14 protein-coding genes are annotated in these 13,475 nt (G+C 57.0%); 6 read left to right on the forward strand and 8 right to left on the reverse strand.

Translation table 11 applies throughout. The annotated features are described in order from the left end of the window. Positions 1 to 44: 44 nt before the first annotated feature. Complete coding sequence (locus tag J2I48_RS10870) at positions 45 to 959, reverse strand: efflux RND transporter periplasmic adaptor subunit (RefSeq protein ID WP_207335469.1); 915 nt, start codon at positions 957 to 959, stop codon at positions 45 to 47. A 163-nt stretch (positions 960 to 1,122) separates the two neighbouring features. Continuing rightward, positions 1,123 to 1,755, reverse strand: coding sequence for a DUF1287 domain-containing protein (locus tag J2I48_RS10875; protein ID WP_207335470.1), 633 nt, complete (start codon positions 1,753 to 1,755; stop codon positions 1,123 to 1,125). 88 nt (positions 1,756 to 1,843) lie between these two features. Between J2I48_RS10875 and J2I48_RS10880 the strand changes: the two genes are divergently transcribed. Continuing rightward, positions 1,844 to 2,200: a hypothetical protein gene (locus J2I48_RS10880; protein ID WP_207335471.1), complete on the forward strand. Its 357-nt coding sequence runs from the start codon at positions 1,844 to 1,846 to the stop codon at positions 2,198 to 2,200. Between the two features lie 169 nt (positions 2,201 to 2,369). Continuing rightward, on the forward strand, positions 2,370 to 2,660 hold the full coding sequence (locus J2I48_RS10885; RefSeq protein WP_207335472.1) for a PIN domain-containing protein: 291 nt from the start codon (positions 2,370 to 2,372) through the stop codon (positions 2,658 to 2,660). 56 nt (positions 2,661 to 2,716) lie between these two features. On the opposite strand, the gene acs is transcribed toward J2I48_RS10885, so the two are convergent. The 5 genes from acs to J2I48_RS10910 form a co-directional block, all read right to left on the reverse strand. Then, positions 2,717 to 4,642, reverse strand: coding sequence for an acetate--CoA ligase (acs, locus tag J2I48_RS10890; protein WP_207335473.1), 1,926 nt, complete (start codon positions 4,640 to 4,642; stop codon positions 2,717 to 2,719). A 254-nt stretch (positions 4,643 to 4,896) separates the two neighbouring features. Further along, positions 4,897 to 5,238, reverse strand: a complete 342-nt coding sequence (locus tag J2I48_RS10895; RefSeq protein WP_207335474.1) for a GIY-YIG nuclease family protein — start codon at positions 5,236 to 5,238, stop codon at positions 4,897 to 4,899. 198 nt (positions 5,239 to 5,436) lie between these two features. Beyond that, the gene (locus J2I48_RS10900; protein ID WP_207335475.1) at positions 5,437 to 7,350 is read right to left on the reverse strand and encodes a propionyl-CoA synthetase; all 1,914 of its coding nucleotides are present in this window, start codon (positions 7,348 to 7,350) and stop codon (positions 5,437 to 5,439) included. A 6-nt stretch (positions 7,351 to 7,356) separates the two neighbouring features. Next, positions 7,357 to 7,575: a DUF6814 family protein gene (locus J2I48_RS10905; RefSeq protein WP_207335476.1), complete on the reverse strand. Its 219-nt coding sequence runs from the start codon at positions 7,573 to 7,575 to the stop codon at positions 7,357 to 7,359. Between the two features lie 94 nt (positions 7,576 to 7,669). Further along, positions 7,670 to 9,262, reverse strand: a complete 1,593-nt coding sequence (locus tag J2I48_RS10910; RefSeq protein WP_207335477.1) for an MFS transporter — start codon at positions 9,260 to 9,262, stop codon at positions 7,670 to 7,672. A gap of 164 nt (positions 9,263 to 9,426) precedes the next feature. Between J2I48_RS10910 and J2I48_RS10915 the strand changes: the two genes are divergently transcribed. From J2I48_RS10915 to J2I48_RS10930, 4 genes are read left to right on the forward strand one after another with little or no spacing between them, the layout of a single operon-like run. Continuing rightward, positions 9,427 to 9,969, forward strand: a complete 543-nt coding sequence (locus J2I48_RS10915; protein WP_207335478.1) for an LVIVD repeat-containing protein — start codon at positions 9,427 to 9,429, stop codon at positions 9,967 to 9,969. Positions 9,970 to 9,988: 19 nt separating this feature from the next. After that, positions 9,989 to 10,738, forward strand: coding sequence for an LVIVD repeat-containing protein (locus J2I48_RS10920; protein WP_207335479.1), 750 nt, complete (start codon positions 9,989 to 9,991; stop codon positions 10,736 to 10,738). Continuing rightward, the gene (locus J2I48_RS10925) at positions 10,735 to 11,535 is read left to right on the forward strand and encodes a hypothetical protein (protein ID WP_207335480.1); all 801 of its coding nucleotides are present in this window, start codon (positions 10,735 to 10,737) and stop codon (positions 11,533 to 11,535) included. Before J2I48_RS10920 ends, J2I48_RS10925 begins: the two co-directional genes overlap by 4 nt. A gap of 46 nt (positions 11,536 to 11,581) precedes the next feature. Beyond that, complete coding sequence (locus J2I48_RS10930; protein WP_207335481.1) at positions 11,582 to 12,121, forward strand: NADPH-dependent FMN reductase; 540 nt, start codon at positions 11,582 to 11,584, stop codon at positions 12,119 to 12,121. A 77-nt stretch (positions 12,122 to 12,198) separates the two neighbouring features. Here J2I48_RS10930 and J2I48_RS10935 read toward each other — a convergent pair whose 3' ends face one another. Further along, positions 12,199 to 13,380, reverse strand: coding sequence for a Gfo/Idh/MocA family protein (locus tag J2I48_RS10935; RefSeq protein WP_207335482.1), 1,182 nt, complete (start codon positions 13,378 to 13,380; stop codon positions 12,199 to 12,201). Positions 13,381 to 13,475 lie beyond the last annotated feature (95 nt).

Below are 13,475 nucleotides of genomic sequence, written 5' to 3' on the forward strand. Positions count from 1 at the left end.
AGTGGGCTTTTGCTGCGTGTTGGCTTTGCGAAGCCACTTATCACTTACCGCTCACCGCTTACCGTTACCCTTACGCTTTGCCCCGCCTTCAAGCGTCTGGTTGGGTTGGCGAGGGTGAGTTCGACGGGGAAGTTGCGGACGTCGTCGGCGAGGCTGCCGATGAGGGTGATGCGCCCGGTGAGGGAGAGGCCCGGCAGCGCGTCGGGCTGAAGGCGGGCAGTTTGGCCGAGGCGCAGGCGGAATACTTCCTGCTCCGGAACCATGATGCGAACCTTGAGGGTCGAGATATCGACGATTTTGCCGAGTTCGGTGCCGGGTTGAAGCACCGCGCCGGGTTCAACGGTTCGTTCGACCAGAATGCCCGCGGCGGGAACGCGCACGGTGGCGTCGGCGAGTTGGCGTTGGGCCTGCTGAAGCTGTACCTGCGCGGCGGTATGCTGCGCGTCCAGTTGACTCAATTGGTTCTGCGCGTTTTCCAGTTCAACCACCGACGCGTTGCGTTCGGCGGCAAGGGCACGAAGCCGGTCGGTTTGGCGGCGGGCCTGTTCGAGTTGGCCACGTACCTGCGTTAGTTGGGCCTCCGCCGCCCGGACCGCCAACGTTTTCAGGTACGTATCGGCCACGGCAAACGTCTGCCCGCGCTGTACGGTCTGCCCCGTTTTCGCCAGCACCTGCACCACCCGCCCCTGCGTCTCGGAAGTAATGACGACTGTGCGATTAGGCATGGTCACACCCGCATACTCGAGCGACCCGGATGTGGTTGTCGCCGTGATGCCCGCGGTTGCCCGTTGTACGGTAACCGGGCTGGGTACGTTAACCGCCGCCGTTTTGTCGGGCGGGTTAGTTGGCCCTGGTGCAGCAGTTGCTTCGTCTGACTGCGGGTTACTGAAACCCCAAAAAAGACCACTCAGCAGTAGCCCAAAGCCAAGTAGCAAAGAAAGACGCCTGGAAAGCGACATGGTGTTGTGTGCGTTGATTGAACGCCACAAACCTCGCCTGTTCAACTAGGTACGTTGTCGAAAGGTGTACCGAAGCCGCAAAAAGAACGGCCGAGACGGGTTCTCTGTCCGACAAAACGATTCTGCCATGTATGGTTTTTCGCCTGTGTATGGTCGCTGATTACTATGGCGTGTAGTAGTAATGCCCGGTGATGGGCCACGAAAAGAGGCAGTCGGATATTTCTTGCCCCCGACCAATATTGTGCACAACGAGCGGGCGAGTATGGTCTGTCGAAAGGCGGTTTACCACGATGCCAATGTGTGTCAGGTTGCCGGGTAAATTCCACGTTACAATGTCGCCGGGCAGGTAATCACGGCCCCGGTTGGAGCAGGATTTCGATTGCCCGTGTCGGCTGAAAAACGTCATCAGGTTTGGGACGCGCCGGTGGTCGATGTTCGTATCGGTTGTCCTGAGACCCCACTTTTTTGGATAGCGGTCGAAATTGGCTTTCATGTCCTCATGAACGCGCTGTTGCAGGTCTACGCCCAGTTTGCGGTATGCCCGGATAACCACGTCGGTACAAACACCCCGGTCAGCGGGAACATCGCCGTTGGGGTAGGGAATTCGGAAATAGGTCGGGTCATACTGTACCGATTGCCGGGTCAGGCTGAGGGCTACTTCAGACAGTTTCTGTGCGTAGGGTGTTGGCGCGGGTAGCTGTGCTATGGCTACAGCATGTGCTTCCTGCTGCGGTTGCTGCCCCTGCCCACAGGCACTCAGACAACCAAAAAATAGTAACAGCAACAGGCGAGGCATAGACGTAGTAAGACTGTAACGTGTTTATGCCGGTTGGGATAAACTATCCTCAGGCAAAAAATGTATATTTGGTTAAGAAAAACGACTTATGAAATCTACGCATAAAACTGGCACAGGCAGACATCCTTCTGTACGGAAGGCAAGAGTAAGGCGCAACAATGCTGGAGAAGGTTTTGTAGTTGTCAAATCAGGAGATAATACATTTATTCTCTCTAGTGAAGCTATTAAAGTGGCTTTGCCGATCTCTCAAACATCCTTATTTGTACCTGCCTCAGACGGCCAAACCTCGTTTCCTGTCTACTCATCCAGAGAAATTCGGGAAGCGGGCGGTATCGATGCTTTAAGCGAAGCAATTGGTAATAGCCGTTCTATAAAAGCGCCTTTGATTGAAATTTCGGAAAAGGAATGGGAAGAAATGACACATGACTTAAGTAGCGATAACTAAGCACTACTAGATGGCTGCACTTTTGGATACGTGTGTTGTTGTAAATGCCTTACGTAGCGGATTAAACTTACCTCCCAGTTCATTCATCTCGTTAGTCACCGAAGCTGAATTACGCTCATTAGCTAAGCAATAGAATTGGGGCGAAAATCGCATAAGGCCGCTGGAAAGAATGCTTAACAGACTGCCAAAGATTGCTGTAGATGTGGCTTTATTCGATGAGTATGTACGAATAGATTGTTACAGTAAGGGAAAGTTGCCGAACGATCCACCTCCGAAAGGACAGACAGCCCGGAAAATGGGTAAAAACGATCTTTGGATTGCTGCAACAGCTATTTTTTATGAGCTAAACCTCTACACCTCAGATAACGATTATGATCATTTAGTCCCTTTTGGTTTGAACTTGGTTAAGGTAAAGTATCCGAAAAAAGGAGAAGGGACAGAAATTATACAAATTCCGTAAAAACGGAAGCCAGCAAATTACCTTGCTGGCTTCCGTTTTTACGTATCACAAATATGCTATACCGCCCCATTCTTAATCTCTTCCACCACCGCCGGGTCCAATAACGTAGACGTGTCGCCCAGGTTGCTGGTGTCGCCTTCGGCGATTTTGCGGAGGATGCGGCGCATGATTTTGCCCGAACGCGTTTTGGGTAAGCCGCTGACAAACTGAATCTTATCGGGTTTGGCAATAGCCCCGATCACGCGGGTGACGGTGGCCAGTATGTCGCGTTTGGTCAGTTCAGCGTCGTGATCTGTGGGCTGCTGGTCGGTGATGACGTAGGCGTAGATACCCTGCCCTTTGATGTCGTGGGGGTAGCCGACAACGGCGCTTTCTACCACGCCCGTGTGCATGTTGATCGCGTTTTCGACCTCCGCCGTACCGATGCGGTGGCCCGACACGTTGAGCACGTCGTCTACGCGGCCCGTGATGCGGTAGTAGCCGTCTTCGTCGCGGAGGCAGCCGTCGCCGGTGAAGTAGAGGCCGGGGTAGGTGGCGAAATACGTTTGGCGGCAGCGTTCGTGGTCGCCGTAGGTGGTGCGCAGGATGCCCGGCCACGGAAACTTGATGCATAGGTTGCCGCTGACGCCGTTGCCCTCGATTTCCTTCCCGTTCTCGTCGACCAACACAGGTTGCACACCGGGCAGCGGCAGGGTAGCAAACGACGGTTTGGTTTTGGTGATGCCCGCCAGTGGCGAAATCAGGATGCCGCCGTTTTCGGTTTGCCACCACGTATCCACGATGGGGCAGCGGTTCTTGCCGATATTATCGTCGTACCAATGCCAGGCCTCTTCGTTGATCGGCTCACCCACCGACCCCAGCACCTTTAGGCTGCTTAAATCCTTGTCCTTCACAGGATCCAACCCAAATCCCATCAGAGATCGGATGGCCGTGGGGGCGGTGTAGAGGATGTTCACGTCGTGCTTGTCTACTACGTCCCACAGCCGGCCCGCGTCGGGGTACGTAGGTACGCCCTCGAAGAGCAACGTGGTAGCCCCGCAGGCGAGGGGACCGTAGACGATGTAGCTATGCCCGGTGATCCAGCCAATGTCGGCGGTGCAGAAATGGACCGGGCTGCGTTCAGTGGGTGCGCGTTCGCCCAGCGGGGCGTCGTACTGAAACACGTTCTGGAAGGTGTAGGCCGCGTAGACCATGTAGCCGCCGCAGGTGTGCACCACGCCCTTGGGCTTGCCCGTGCTGCCCGACGTGTAGAGGATGAACAGCATGTCTTCGGCATCCATCTCCTCGGCGGGGCAGTCGGCGGTGACATGCTTCAGTTCCTGCTCCATCCAGACGTCGCGGCCTTTCAGCATCGACACCGGCGTGCGGGTGCGGGTCATCACGATCACGCGTTCCACGGTGGGGCAGCCGATCAGGGCATCATCGACGGTGCCTTTGAGTGGAATTTCTTTGTTACCCCGGTAGGCACCGTCGGCAGTGATGACCAGCTTGCAGGCCGCGTCGTTGATCCGGTCGGCGATGCTTTGGGCCGAAAAACCCCCGAAAATGACCGAATGTACGGCCCCGATGCGGGCGCAGGCCAGCACGGCGATGGCCAGTTCGGGCACCATCGGCATGTAGATACAGATCCGGTCGCCCTTCACGACGCCGTTCTTTTTCAGCACGTTCGCCATCCGGCATACCTGATCGTGGAGCATCCGGTAGGTCAGCGTGACGCCCGCTTCCGAGGGGTCGTTAGGTTCCCAGATCAGGGCGGGTTGATCGCCGCGGGTGGCGAGGTGCCGGTCGAGGCAGTTTTCGGTAATGTTGAGTTTACCGCCGACAAACCACTTCACGTTGGGTTCGGTGAAGTTCCACTGAAGGGTTTTGGTCCACGGTTTGCGCCACTGGAACTCCTGGGCGATTTCGGCCCAAAACGATTCGGGGTCTTCGACGCTTTTCTGGTAAGCGGTTTCGTACTCGGCAAAGGTTGTAATGCGCATGGGTAACGGAATGATTGACGGGGTAAAAGTACAGGCATCGGCGAAGTTTACCCCTGGCTAAGTAGATCAAAGTTGGGCGCAGTTGAGGGTGCGGGGATTGCGTGCGTGTGTGGCTTCGCTAGCTAGGCCCCTCGACTGCGCTCGGGGTGACAACGACCTTGAATCAAGCTAGGATAGTTGCTTATTCCCCTGTCACCCCGAGCGCAGTCGAGGGGCCTAGTTAGCGAAGCCACACACGCTAACAGTTACACCAGCTAGTCACCTTCATCTTTTCGTTTCATTCGGACCTCTTTCAACGAAAAATGAGATTTATTCAAACAGGTAGCCAGCTCACGAAGCAGGTCAAATTTGCCTGCGATGAGGGCTTCTTTCTTCTTACGACTCCAGTTTTTAACCTGCTTTTCTACTTCGATAGCGGCCATTGGGCTTTGAAACGCATCGTACCAAACTAATTCGACGGGGCGGCGTGGGTACGTATACGCGTTCACGTCCTCACCTTCGAGATGCTCCGCGAGCCGCCGGTCGGGGTCGTTGGTGACACCCGTGTAATACGTCCGGTCAGCGCAGCGAAGCGGGTAGACGTAGTATTTTTTCATGGTTAAGGAGGGGGGAGCTTGTATTAGCAGTGGCTTGTTGCTGTGGTGGCTTCGCTAGCTAGGCCCCTCGACTGCGCTCGGGGTGACAACGATGTTGAATCAAGCCAGGATAGTTGCTTATTGGCCTGTCACCCCGAGCGCAGTCGAGGGGCCTAGCTAGCGAAGCCGTACTAGCGCGAAGCTACACCATCGCACACACTATTCACCAAACGCAACCCCAACCTTCCGGCTTGCCAGTACCAACCGAATTTCGTCGATAATCGCGGGGTCGTCGATGGTAGCGGGGATGGTGAACGGTTCGCCATCAGCGAGTTGGCGGATGGTTTTACGGAGAATTTTTCCGGAGCGCGTCTTCGGTAATCGTTTCACGGCCAATGCATTACGGAAATAAGCTACAGCCCCGATTTGCTCACGGAGCAGCGTGACTAATTCAGTTTCCAGTTGCTCGGGCGTGATGGTTTGGCCGTCTTTGAGCACCACAAACCCCACCGGGCGCTGTCCGCGCAGGGGGCAGGCAATCCCCACCACGGCGCACTCAGCCACGGCGGCATGCGCCCCCACGATCTCTTCCATCTCGCCGGTCGACAGCCGGTGACCAGCCACGTTGATTACGTCGTCTACCCGACCCATAATGAATACATAGCCGTCTTCGTCGATGTATCCGCCGTCGCCGGTGAGGTAATAGCCAGGGAAGCGGTTGAGGTACGACTCGCGGAAGCGGGGCGTGTCGTGCCAGAGGGTGGGCGTAAACCCCGGCGGTAGGGGCAATTTCACACAAACGTACCCCTCCTGATTCGGCCCAAGTTGCTGCCCATCTTCGTCCAGAATCTGCAAGTCGTAGCCGCAAACAGGTTTCGAGGACGACCCCATTTTCACGGGAATAGGGTCGAGGCCCAACTGATTGGCCACCATCGGCCAGCCCGATTCGGTCTGCCACCAGTGGTCAATGACGGGGATGTTCAGTATCTGATCGAGCCAGCCGAGGGTGGGTGGATCGCAACGTTCGCCCGCTACAAACAAGGCCCTGATCGATGAGAGGTCGTAGTTGCGCCGCAGCGATGCTTCCGGATCTTCTTTCCGAATAGCCCTGAACGCGGTGGGTGCTGTAAAAAACACGTTGACCTTATGGTCGGCAATGACACGCCAGAACGTACCGGCGTCGGGGGTGCGGACGGGCTTGCCTTCAAACAAAATGGCCGTGCAGCCGTAGATCAGTGGGCCATAGACAATGTAACTGTGGCCTACTGCCCAGCCCAGGTCTGAAGCCGCCCAGAATACCTCGCCGGGCCGTACGTCGTAGATCGCTTCCAGGCTGTAGGCTAGCGCCACGGCATGCCCCCCGTTGTCGCGCACAATGCCCTTGGGTCTGCCCGTTGTGCCCGACGTGTAGAGCACATACAGCGGGTCGGTGGCCAGCACGGGTACGCAGTCGGCGGGGGTAGCGCGGGCCAGCAAGGTAGCCCAGTCCAGATCACGACCAGATTGCATAATGGCCTCACATTGAGGGCGTTGAAGAATGACGCAGTGTGCGGGTGGATAAGCTGATTGGGCTAATGCCGCATCGAGCAGGGGTTTGTAGGGGATGACGGTGCCGAACTCAATACCGCAACTCGCTGATAGCACCACACGTGGCCGGACATCATCAATACGCACGGCCAGTTCGGGCGAAGCAAACCCGCCAAACACCACCGAATGCACGGCCCCCAGCCGGGCGCAGGCCAGCATGGCGAAGGCCGCTTCGGGCACCATGGGCATATAGATCACCACGGTATCGCCTTTGCTTACGCCCAGATTGCGCAGCATACCCGCCACCCGTGCCACCTCGTCGCGCAGGTCGAGGTAGGTATAGGTACGCACCTGCCCCGTGGCGGGCGAGTCGTAGATCAGGGCGGGTTGCTCACCCCGGCCCTGTTCAATATGGTAGTCAATAGCGGCATAGCAGGTGTTCATCACCCCATCGGCATACCAGCGGGTGAGGCCGTCGGCATCCGTAGACTGACTTTGCGTGGGAGGCGTGTACCACGGGATGCGCGAAGCCTGCTCGGCCCAGAAACCATCGGGGTTGGTCAGGCTGCGGTGGTATTGGTCGGCGTAGTTGTTGGTGGTGGGCATAAGGGGCTATTCGTCATAATCACCCTGGAGAGCGAACCAGCCGAACGTGACAAGGCCGCCCACGATGATGGGCATCAAAATAAACAAAATGATGATGCCAAAGACGAGGTCATCGGTTTTGCCGGTGCCCAGCTTGGGCAGTCCAAAATCCATAATGCCGAAATAGCCAACCAACGCGGCTAAGGCGAGCCAGGCAATGCCGAGGTATTTTTTGAGAGCGTTCATGAGGGAAAGGTTGGGGGTTCGTAGTTGGTAGTTTGTGGTTGGTAGTTTGTGGTTGCGTCAGCCACTACAGCGCGAAGCAACCACAAACCACCAACTACGAACCACGTTTATCGTTGCCGTTGATGTACAACAGGCCGATCACGAAACAGACGGCGGCAACGGCGATGGGGTACCAGAGGCCTTCCAGGTATGGGGCGGCGTAGGGAGCGGCTAGTCCGGCTTGTTTGGCCGTTGCGTTGGCATTATTGGCGTTGGTGGCCAGGTACGTGGCTACGGCGGGCATCAACCCGCCGAATACGCCGTTGCCAATGTGGTAGGGCAACGACATCGACGTATAGCGGATGCGCGTGGGGAACAGCTCGACCAAAAACGCGGCGATGGGGCCGTACACCATCGTCACCAGCAGCACCTGCGCAAACACCAGCCAGATCAACGTCCAGCGGTCGCTGCTGTTGAGTGTAATCGTTTCTTTCACCGTCGTTACCGGTGGCCCCAGCTCACCTTGCGTGGCGTCGGCCAGTTGTTTGGTGGTTGTCACCTCGGTGGCCATGGTACCGTCGGTATAGGTACGTTGCACGGTCTGTGTCTGTACCGTTGCGCCGCCAATGACCGGGTCGGGGGTTTGGGTGTTTTTTCGCGTGGTTTTGTCGGGCTGTTCGGTGCGGTTTTGCAGGCTCATGGCCTCGTACATCCGCTGGTAGATGGGGCGGTAGGCCAGCACGGCCAATAGCATACCCGTCATCATGATGCCTTTCCGGCCAATCTTGTCCGACAGCCAGCCGAAGAACACGAAAAAGGGCGTCCCCATCAGCAGGGCAATCGTCATCAGTCCGTCGGTCTGCATCTTATCGACGTGGCCGATTTTTTCGATGAAACTCAAGGCGTAAAACTGTCCCGTGTAGAAAATGACACCCTGCCCCATGGTGGCCCCAAACAGGGCCAGGAGTACGAATTTGACGTTGTAGCGGTTTCCGAAACTCTCTTTCAGTGGGTTGGTGGCGGTTTTGCCTTCTGCCTTCGCTTTGGCAAACAAGGGCGACTCGCTCATGTTGCGCCGGATCAGGTACGACACGGCGACCATCATGACCGAGGCCCAAAACGGCACCCGCCAGCCCCAATCGTCGAACGCCTCTTTGGTAAGGGCCAGCCGCGTACCCATGATCACGAGCAGTGACACAAACAGACCTGCCGTGGCCGTTGTCTGGATCCACGACGTCCAGTAGCCACGCTGATGGGCGGGGGCATGTTCGGCCACGTAGGTTGCTGCGCCGCCGTACTCACCGCCGAGGGCCAGCCCCTGTAACAGTCTCAATAGTAGCACCAGCACCGGAGCCAGAAAGCCAATGGTAGCATAGCCGGGCACAAGGCCAATGGCAAACGTGGCCCCGCCCATAAGCAGCAGCGTGACCATGAACGTGTACTTCCGGCCAATCATATCGCCCAGCCGCCCGAAAAACAACGCCCCGAATGGCCGCACCACAAAGCCCGCCGCGAAGGTGGCCAGGGTGCTTAGAAACGCCGCCGTGGGGTTGGCTTCGGGGAAAAACTTCGAGGCCAGCACCGACGCCAGTGAGCCGAAAATGTAGAAGTCGTACCATTCGATGAGCGTACCCACCGACGAGGCACCGATGACGCTGATCAGCGAGCGGGTAGTGGTGGTTTGTGAGGCTATTGGTTGGGGCACCATGAAGCAGAGCGTGGTTTAGGAATAGGCTGCTGACAGCAAAGGACGAAGTAAGCAGAATATACGCTCAGCCACCAATACGTACCGGCCAGCCCCTGCCAGCAACCGATTCCAACCCTTTACCAGAAAATTGTATCTTGGTGAAGTCATGTATAAACTTATGCCCCATGCACACCTATACGCGATTATGCCTGCTGACCCTGCTGGTACCTTTGCTGCTCGACGGCTGTAAGCACCCATTCACCCCCGCGCCGCAACCAGGCGACCCCGCCAACGGCTACCGACCCGTCTACATCACCAACGAAGACCTGCGCAACGTGACGGTAGAGGCCCCGCAGCCGCTGCAAAGCCCCGGCAAAATCTACATCAAAGACGGCTACCTGTTCATCAACGATCAGCAGCGGGGCATCCATATTTTCGACAACCGCAACCCTGCCAAACCGGTCGAACTGGGCTTTCTGCGTATTCCCGGTAACTCGGAAATGGCCGTGAAAGACAGTACGCTCTACGCCAACAACGGCCCCGACCTCATAGCCATTAATATTGGCCGCCCGGCCAGCGTGCGGGTGGTAAAACGCATGGCCGACGTCTTCACCATCAGCAACTACCCCGATGCCCGGCAGGTGTGGTTCGAGTGTCCCGACCCGGCTAAAGGCTATGTGGTGGGCTGGGAACGTACCGCCCTTACCAACCCACAGTGCTACCGCTAACCACCAAACCGTTATGCCTATGAAAGCTGTCCTATATGTCTTGCTGCTAGCCGGTTTGTGCGCCTGCCGGTCGAGTGGCGATGCACTCACGCCCACCACTGGCGCGGGCACGGGTGGGTCTACGGCCCGGTTTACCGTGGCCGACGATTTTCTGTATATTCTGCACCAGCAAACGCTGCAATCATACAAAGTAACCGCCAGCCAGAACCCAGTATTTGGAAGCAGCACCACCTTGTATGGCACCATGCCCGAAACCATTTTTCCGTTTGGCAACTACCTGCTGCTGGGTACGCCTACGGGCATCCTGTTTTACGACCGCAGCCAGAAACCCGCCACGCCCTCCTACGTGAGCACATACACCCACTGGTTTAGTTGCGACCCGGTGGTGGCGCAGGGCACCATTGCCTACGCTACCCTCCGCAGCGGCACCACTTGCCGAAACGGGCAAAACCTGCTCGAAACCGTCGATATCAGTGACCCGCTGAAGCCGAAACTTATTCGCAGCTACCCCATGACCAACCCCCGTGGCTTGGGTATCGACGGCAACACGCTGTTTGTGGGTGAGGGCGATTCGGGCCTGCGTGTGTTTGATGCCACCGACCCGGCCAACCTGCGCGAGGTTGCCTTCCTCCAGGACATCAGTACTTACGACCTCATTCCGGCCCGTAACGTGCTGATTGTGACGGGTACCAAAGGCATTTACCAGTATGACTACAGCAATCTGAAATCGATCAAACTGCTGAGCACCATTCCCTTCGCGCCCCGATGAAATCAACCCTGCTGCTGTGTTGCTGGCTGGGGCCGCTGATGGCTTTGGCGCAGAACCCTTATTCCAACGTACCCCGGTATGACCAGGTGCCGGGCTATAAACAGGTTGTCCGGCAGCCGCGGCCGGTGCTGTATGAACGCCCCATTCCCCGGTCGGTGGTGATTAAGCTGAATCCGCTGATGGCCGTGGGTGTCGACGGGGCCGTGTATGGGGGTGTTGAAGCGCCCGTGGGCAAGATCGGGGCCATACAGACCGAAGTGGGTTACGGGGCGTTTCGGAGCCTGATGAACTTCGACTCAGACACGTACACGAACAAAGAAAACTGGCGGGCGCGGCTGCAATACCGGTGGTATGCCCGCGAAGGTGTAGCCACCAGTTCGCCGTGGTATTGGGCCGTGGAAGGTACGTATAAACAGGTCAACGCCGTTGATAATCAGACGCTTGGTCGCGATTGCCGGAATGGTAACTGCGCTTATTTTCAGTTGGTCAATCAATTGGCTACGCGCTACGTAGTGGGGGCTTATGGCAAAGTGGGTAAGATCGTACCCCTAACCCGCCTGAACGGTACCTACCGGTTTTTGCTCGATCTCTACGCGGGCCTTGGCATCAACTACGCCTGGACCAGACGGGCACCGCTCGATGCCAGTTTGAGTGGTCAATACCCCTCCGATTACCTGTTCTCTCCCTATTACAATCCCCTCGCCACGGCCGACCGCTTTGGTAAGTCAGGCTCCCACACCTTTTTCCAACCCGATATCCAGGTCGGCTTCACCGTAGGGTATCGGGTGAACGAGTGAACGGGTTAAAGAGCGGGCCATCGCTTATTGACGTTTTAACGCATACATGACAATTCTCGGAATTTCAGGTAGTCTTCGTCAGGGATCTACCAACGCGCTACTTCTTCGGGCCGTGGCCGGCCTGTTACCCAAAGGGGTTACGATAACCGTATTTGATGGCCTCGATGACCTGCCTCATTTCAGTCCCGAACGGGATGCTGATCATGAAAACGGCACAGCCCCATTACCTTCTGTAGCTCGGTGGCGTACTGCTATCGACGAGGCCGATGCCTTGCTTATCAGCACCCCCGAATACGCCTTTGGCATCCCCGGTGTGTTGAAAAATGCCCTTGATTGGACTGTATCCACCGTTTTGATGGATCAAAAACTAGTGGGTGTTGTCAGTGCCTCGCCGGGTTATGAGGGTGGACAGAAAGCTATGGCGTCGCTCTTACCCACGCTCACGGCCCTAAACACACGTATTCCCGATGGCTGTTCGCTGGTGATTTCGTCGGTCCGAAAAAAGATGGATGCCAGCGGCCACATCACCGACGAAGCCACCAACGAGGCGCTTATTAAGTTAGCTGTGCGGATAGTGAAAGGGTGAAAGGCCTAGAGCGCATAGCTACGCTGAGTACAACCTTATCACTCAAGACTCCTAGCCCCTCACCATTCGCTCTTTCACTACACCACCGGCCATCGGAAGGTGGACTGTAACGTTATACGCTGACCGGTGTCGCCCGATTTGCGGGCGGCTTCGATGATGTCGAGCACGTGCAGGGCGTGTTCGGGGTGGATGAGCGGCTCTTTGCCCGTAGCCAAACATTCGGCAATCACCGACGCGCCCATCTCCCAGCGATAGGCCCCGGCGTCGGTGGCAAAACGGTCGCCTTTTTCGTTGTCGGTGGTGGCCATGTCCACGCCAAAGGGTGCCCAGTCGTAGCCAATCAGGGCCAGGTTGCCTTTGGTGCCCCAGACCGTAATGGTGGGCTTTTCCTGGCCTTTGCCTTCGTGGCCGTAGGGGTCGAAGTAGTTGAAACCACACTGCACGTGCGATAAAACGCCGTTTCCGTGGTCGAGCAGCACCATGGCGTTGTCTTCGGCTACCACCGGAATCTGCCCTTTGTTGGTAGTATTGCGGGTAGGCGTCACAATGCTCGTCATGGCCATTACAGATTTGGCCGGACCCAGTAAGCCCGTCAGCGTAGCCAAATTATAGACCCCCAGGTCGGGCAGGCTGCCACCTCCTTTTTCGTAGAAAAACGCTGACCAGTCGGGGCCAAGGTGCCCATAGTGCGCGTGTGCTGCGGATACTTTTCCGAGTTTACCGTCGCGGATGGCCTGCGCCATAAATGCAAACTGTGGACTCTGCACTACCGCCGGAGCGCCCCAGATGCGCCGCTTTTTCTGAACGGCCAGTTCCAGCAGGGCACGGCCTTCGCGGTAGGTGTTGGCCATTGGTTTTTCGCTCCAGACGTGCTTGCCCGCCAGCAGCGCCAGCCGATTCAGTCGGCCGTGTTCCTGCATGTTGGTCAGGTTCACGAGCAAATCGAACGGCGCACCAGCCAGGAGTTGGTCGATGTGGGGGTAGTGGTTGGCGATGTTATACTTGGCGGCGGCCTGCTGTGCCCGTTCGGGAATGATGTCGCAGGTGCTGACCAACTCCACAAAGGGCGATTTGCTCAGGTGCGGCAGGTACATATTCGAGACGCTGCCGCAGCCAATGAGTCCGATCCGCACCCGTTTGTCGGGAGCCTGAGCCATGATAGACGCCTGACCAGTCAGCGGCCCAAGCAGGGTGGCCGCGCTGAGTAGTCCAGCCTGCTGAAGAAACTGTTTTCGGGTGGGGGTGGGAGACATAGGCATAATGGCCAAGTAGGAAAATGAACGTTTTGGTAAGAAGCGGTTCGTTGATGCCGACTACTTTTTGTGCTGGCTAAATTATTATAACCTTCCTGGAA

The organism is Fibrella aquatilis (genome assembly GCF_017353255.1).
GTDB lineage: Bacteria > Bacteroidota > Bacteroidia > Cytophagales > Spirosomataceae > Fibrella > Fibrella aquatilis.

Coding starts and splice junctions, on each gene's coding strand:
- J2I48_RS10870 (WP_207335469.1), bottom strand. CDS start 959: ATGTCGCTTTCCAGGCGTCTTTCTTTGCTACTTGGCTTTGGGCTACTG.
- J2I48_RS10875 (WP_207335470.1), bottom strand. CDS start 1,755: ATGCCTCGCCTGTTGCTGTTACTATTTTTTGGTTGTCTGAGTGCCTGT.
- J2I48_RS10880 (WP_207335471.1), top strand. CDS start 1,844: ATGAAATCTACGCATAAAACTGGCACAGGCAGACATCCTTCTGTACGG.
- J2I48_RS10885 (WP_207335472.1), top strand. CDS start 2,370: ATGCTTAACAGACTGCCAAAGATTGCTGTAGATGTGGCTTTATTCGAT.
- acs (WP_207335473.1), bottom strand. CDS start 4,642: ATGCGCATTACAACCTTTGCCGAGTACGAAACCGCTTACCAGAAAAGC.
- J2I48_RS10895 (WP_207335474.1), bottom strand. CDS start 5,238: ATGAAAAAATACTACGTCTACCCGCTTCGCTGCGCTGACCGGACGTAT.
- J2I48_RS10900 (WP_207335475.1), bottom strand. CDS start 7,350: ATGCCCACCACCAACAACTACGCCGACCAATACCACCGCAGCCTGACC.
- J2I48_RS10905 (WP_207335476.1), bottom strand. CDS start 7,575: ATGAACGCTCTCAAAAAATACCTCGGCATTGCCTGGCTCGCCTTAGCC.
- J2I48_RS10910 (WP_207335477.1), bottom strand. CDS start 9,262: ATGGTGCCCCAACCAATAGCCTCACAAACCACCACTACCCGCTCGCTG.
- J2I48_RS10915 (WP_207335478.1), top strand. CDS start 9,427: ATGCACACCTATACGCGATTATGCCTGCTGACCCTGCTGGTACCTTTG.
- J2I48_RS10920 (WP_207335479.1), top strand. CDS start 9,989: ATGAAAGCTGTCCTATATGTCTTGCTGCTAGCCGGTTTGTGCGCCTGC.
- J2I48_RS10925 (WP_207335480.1), top strand. CDS start 10,735: ATGAAATCAACCCTGCTGCTGTGTTGCTGGCTGGGGCCGCTGATGGCT.
- J2I48_RS10930 (WP_207335481.1), top strand. CDS start 11,582: ATGACAATTCTCGGAATTTCAGGTAGTCTTCGTCAGGGATCTACCAAC.
- J2I48_RS10935 (WP_207335482.1), bottom strand. CDS start 13,380: ATGCCTATGTCTCCCACCCCCACCCGAAAACAGTTTCTTCAGCAGGCT.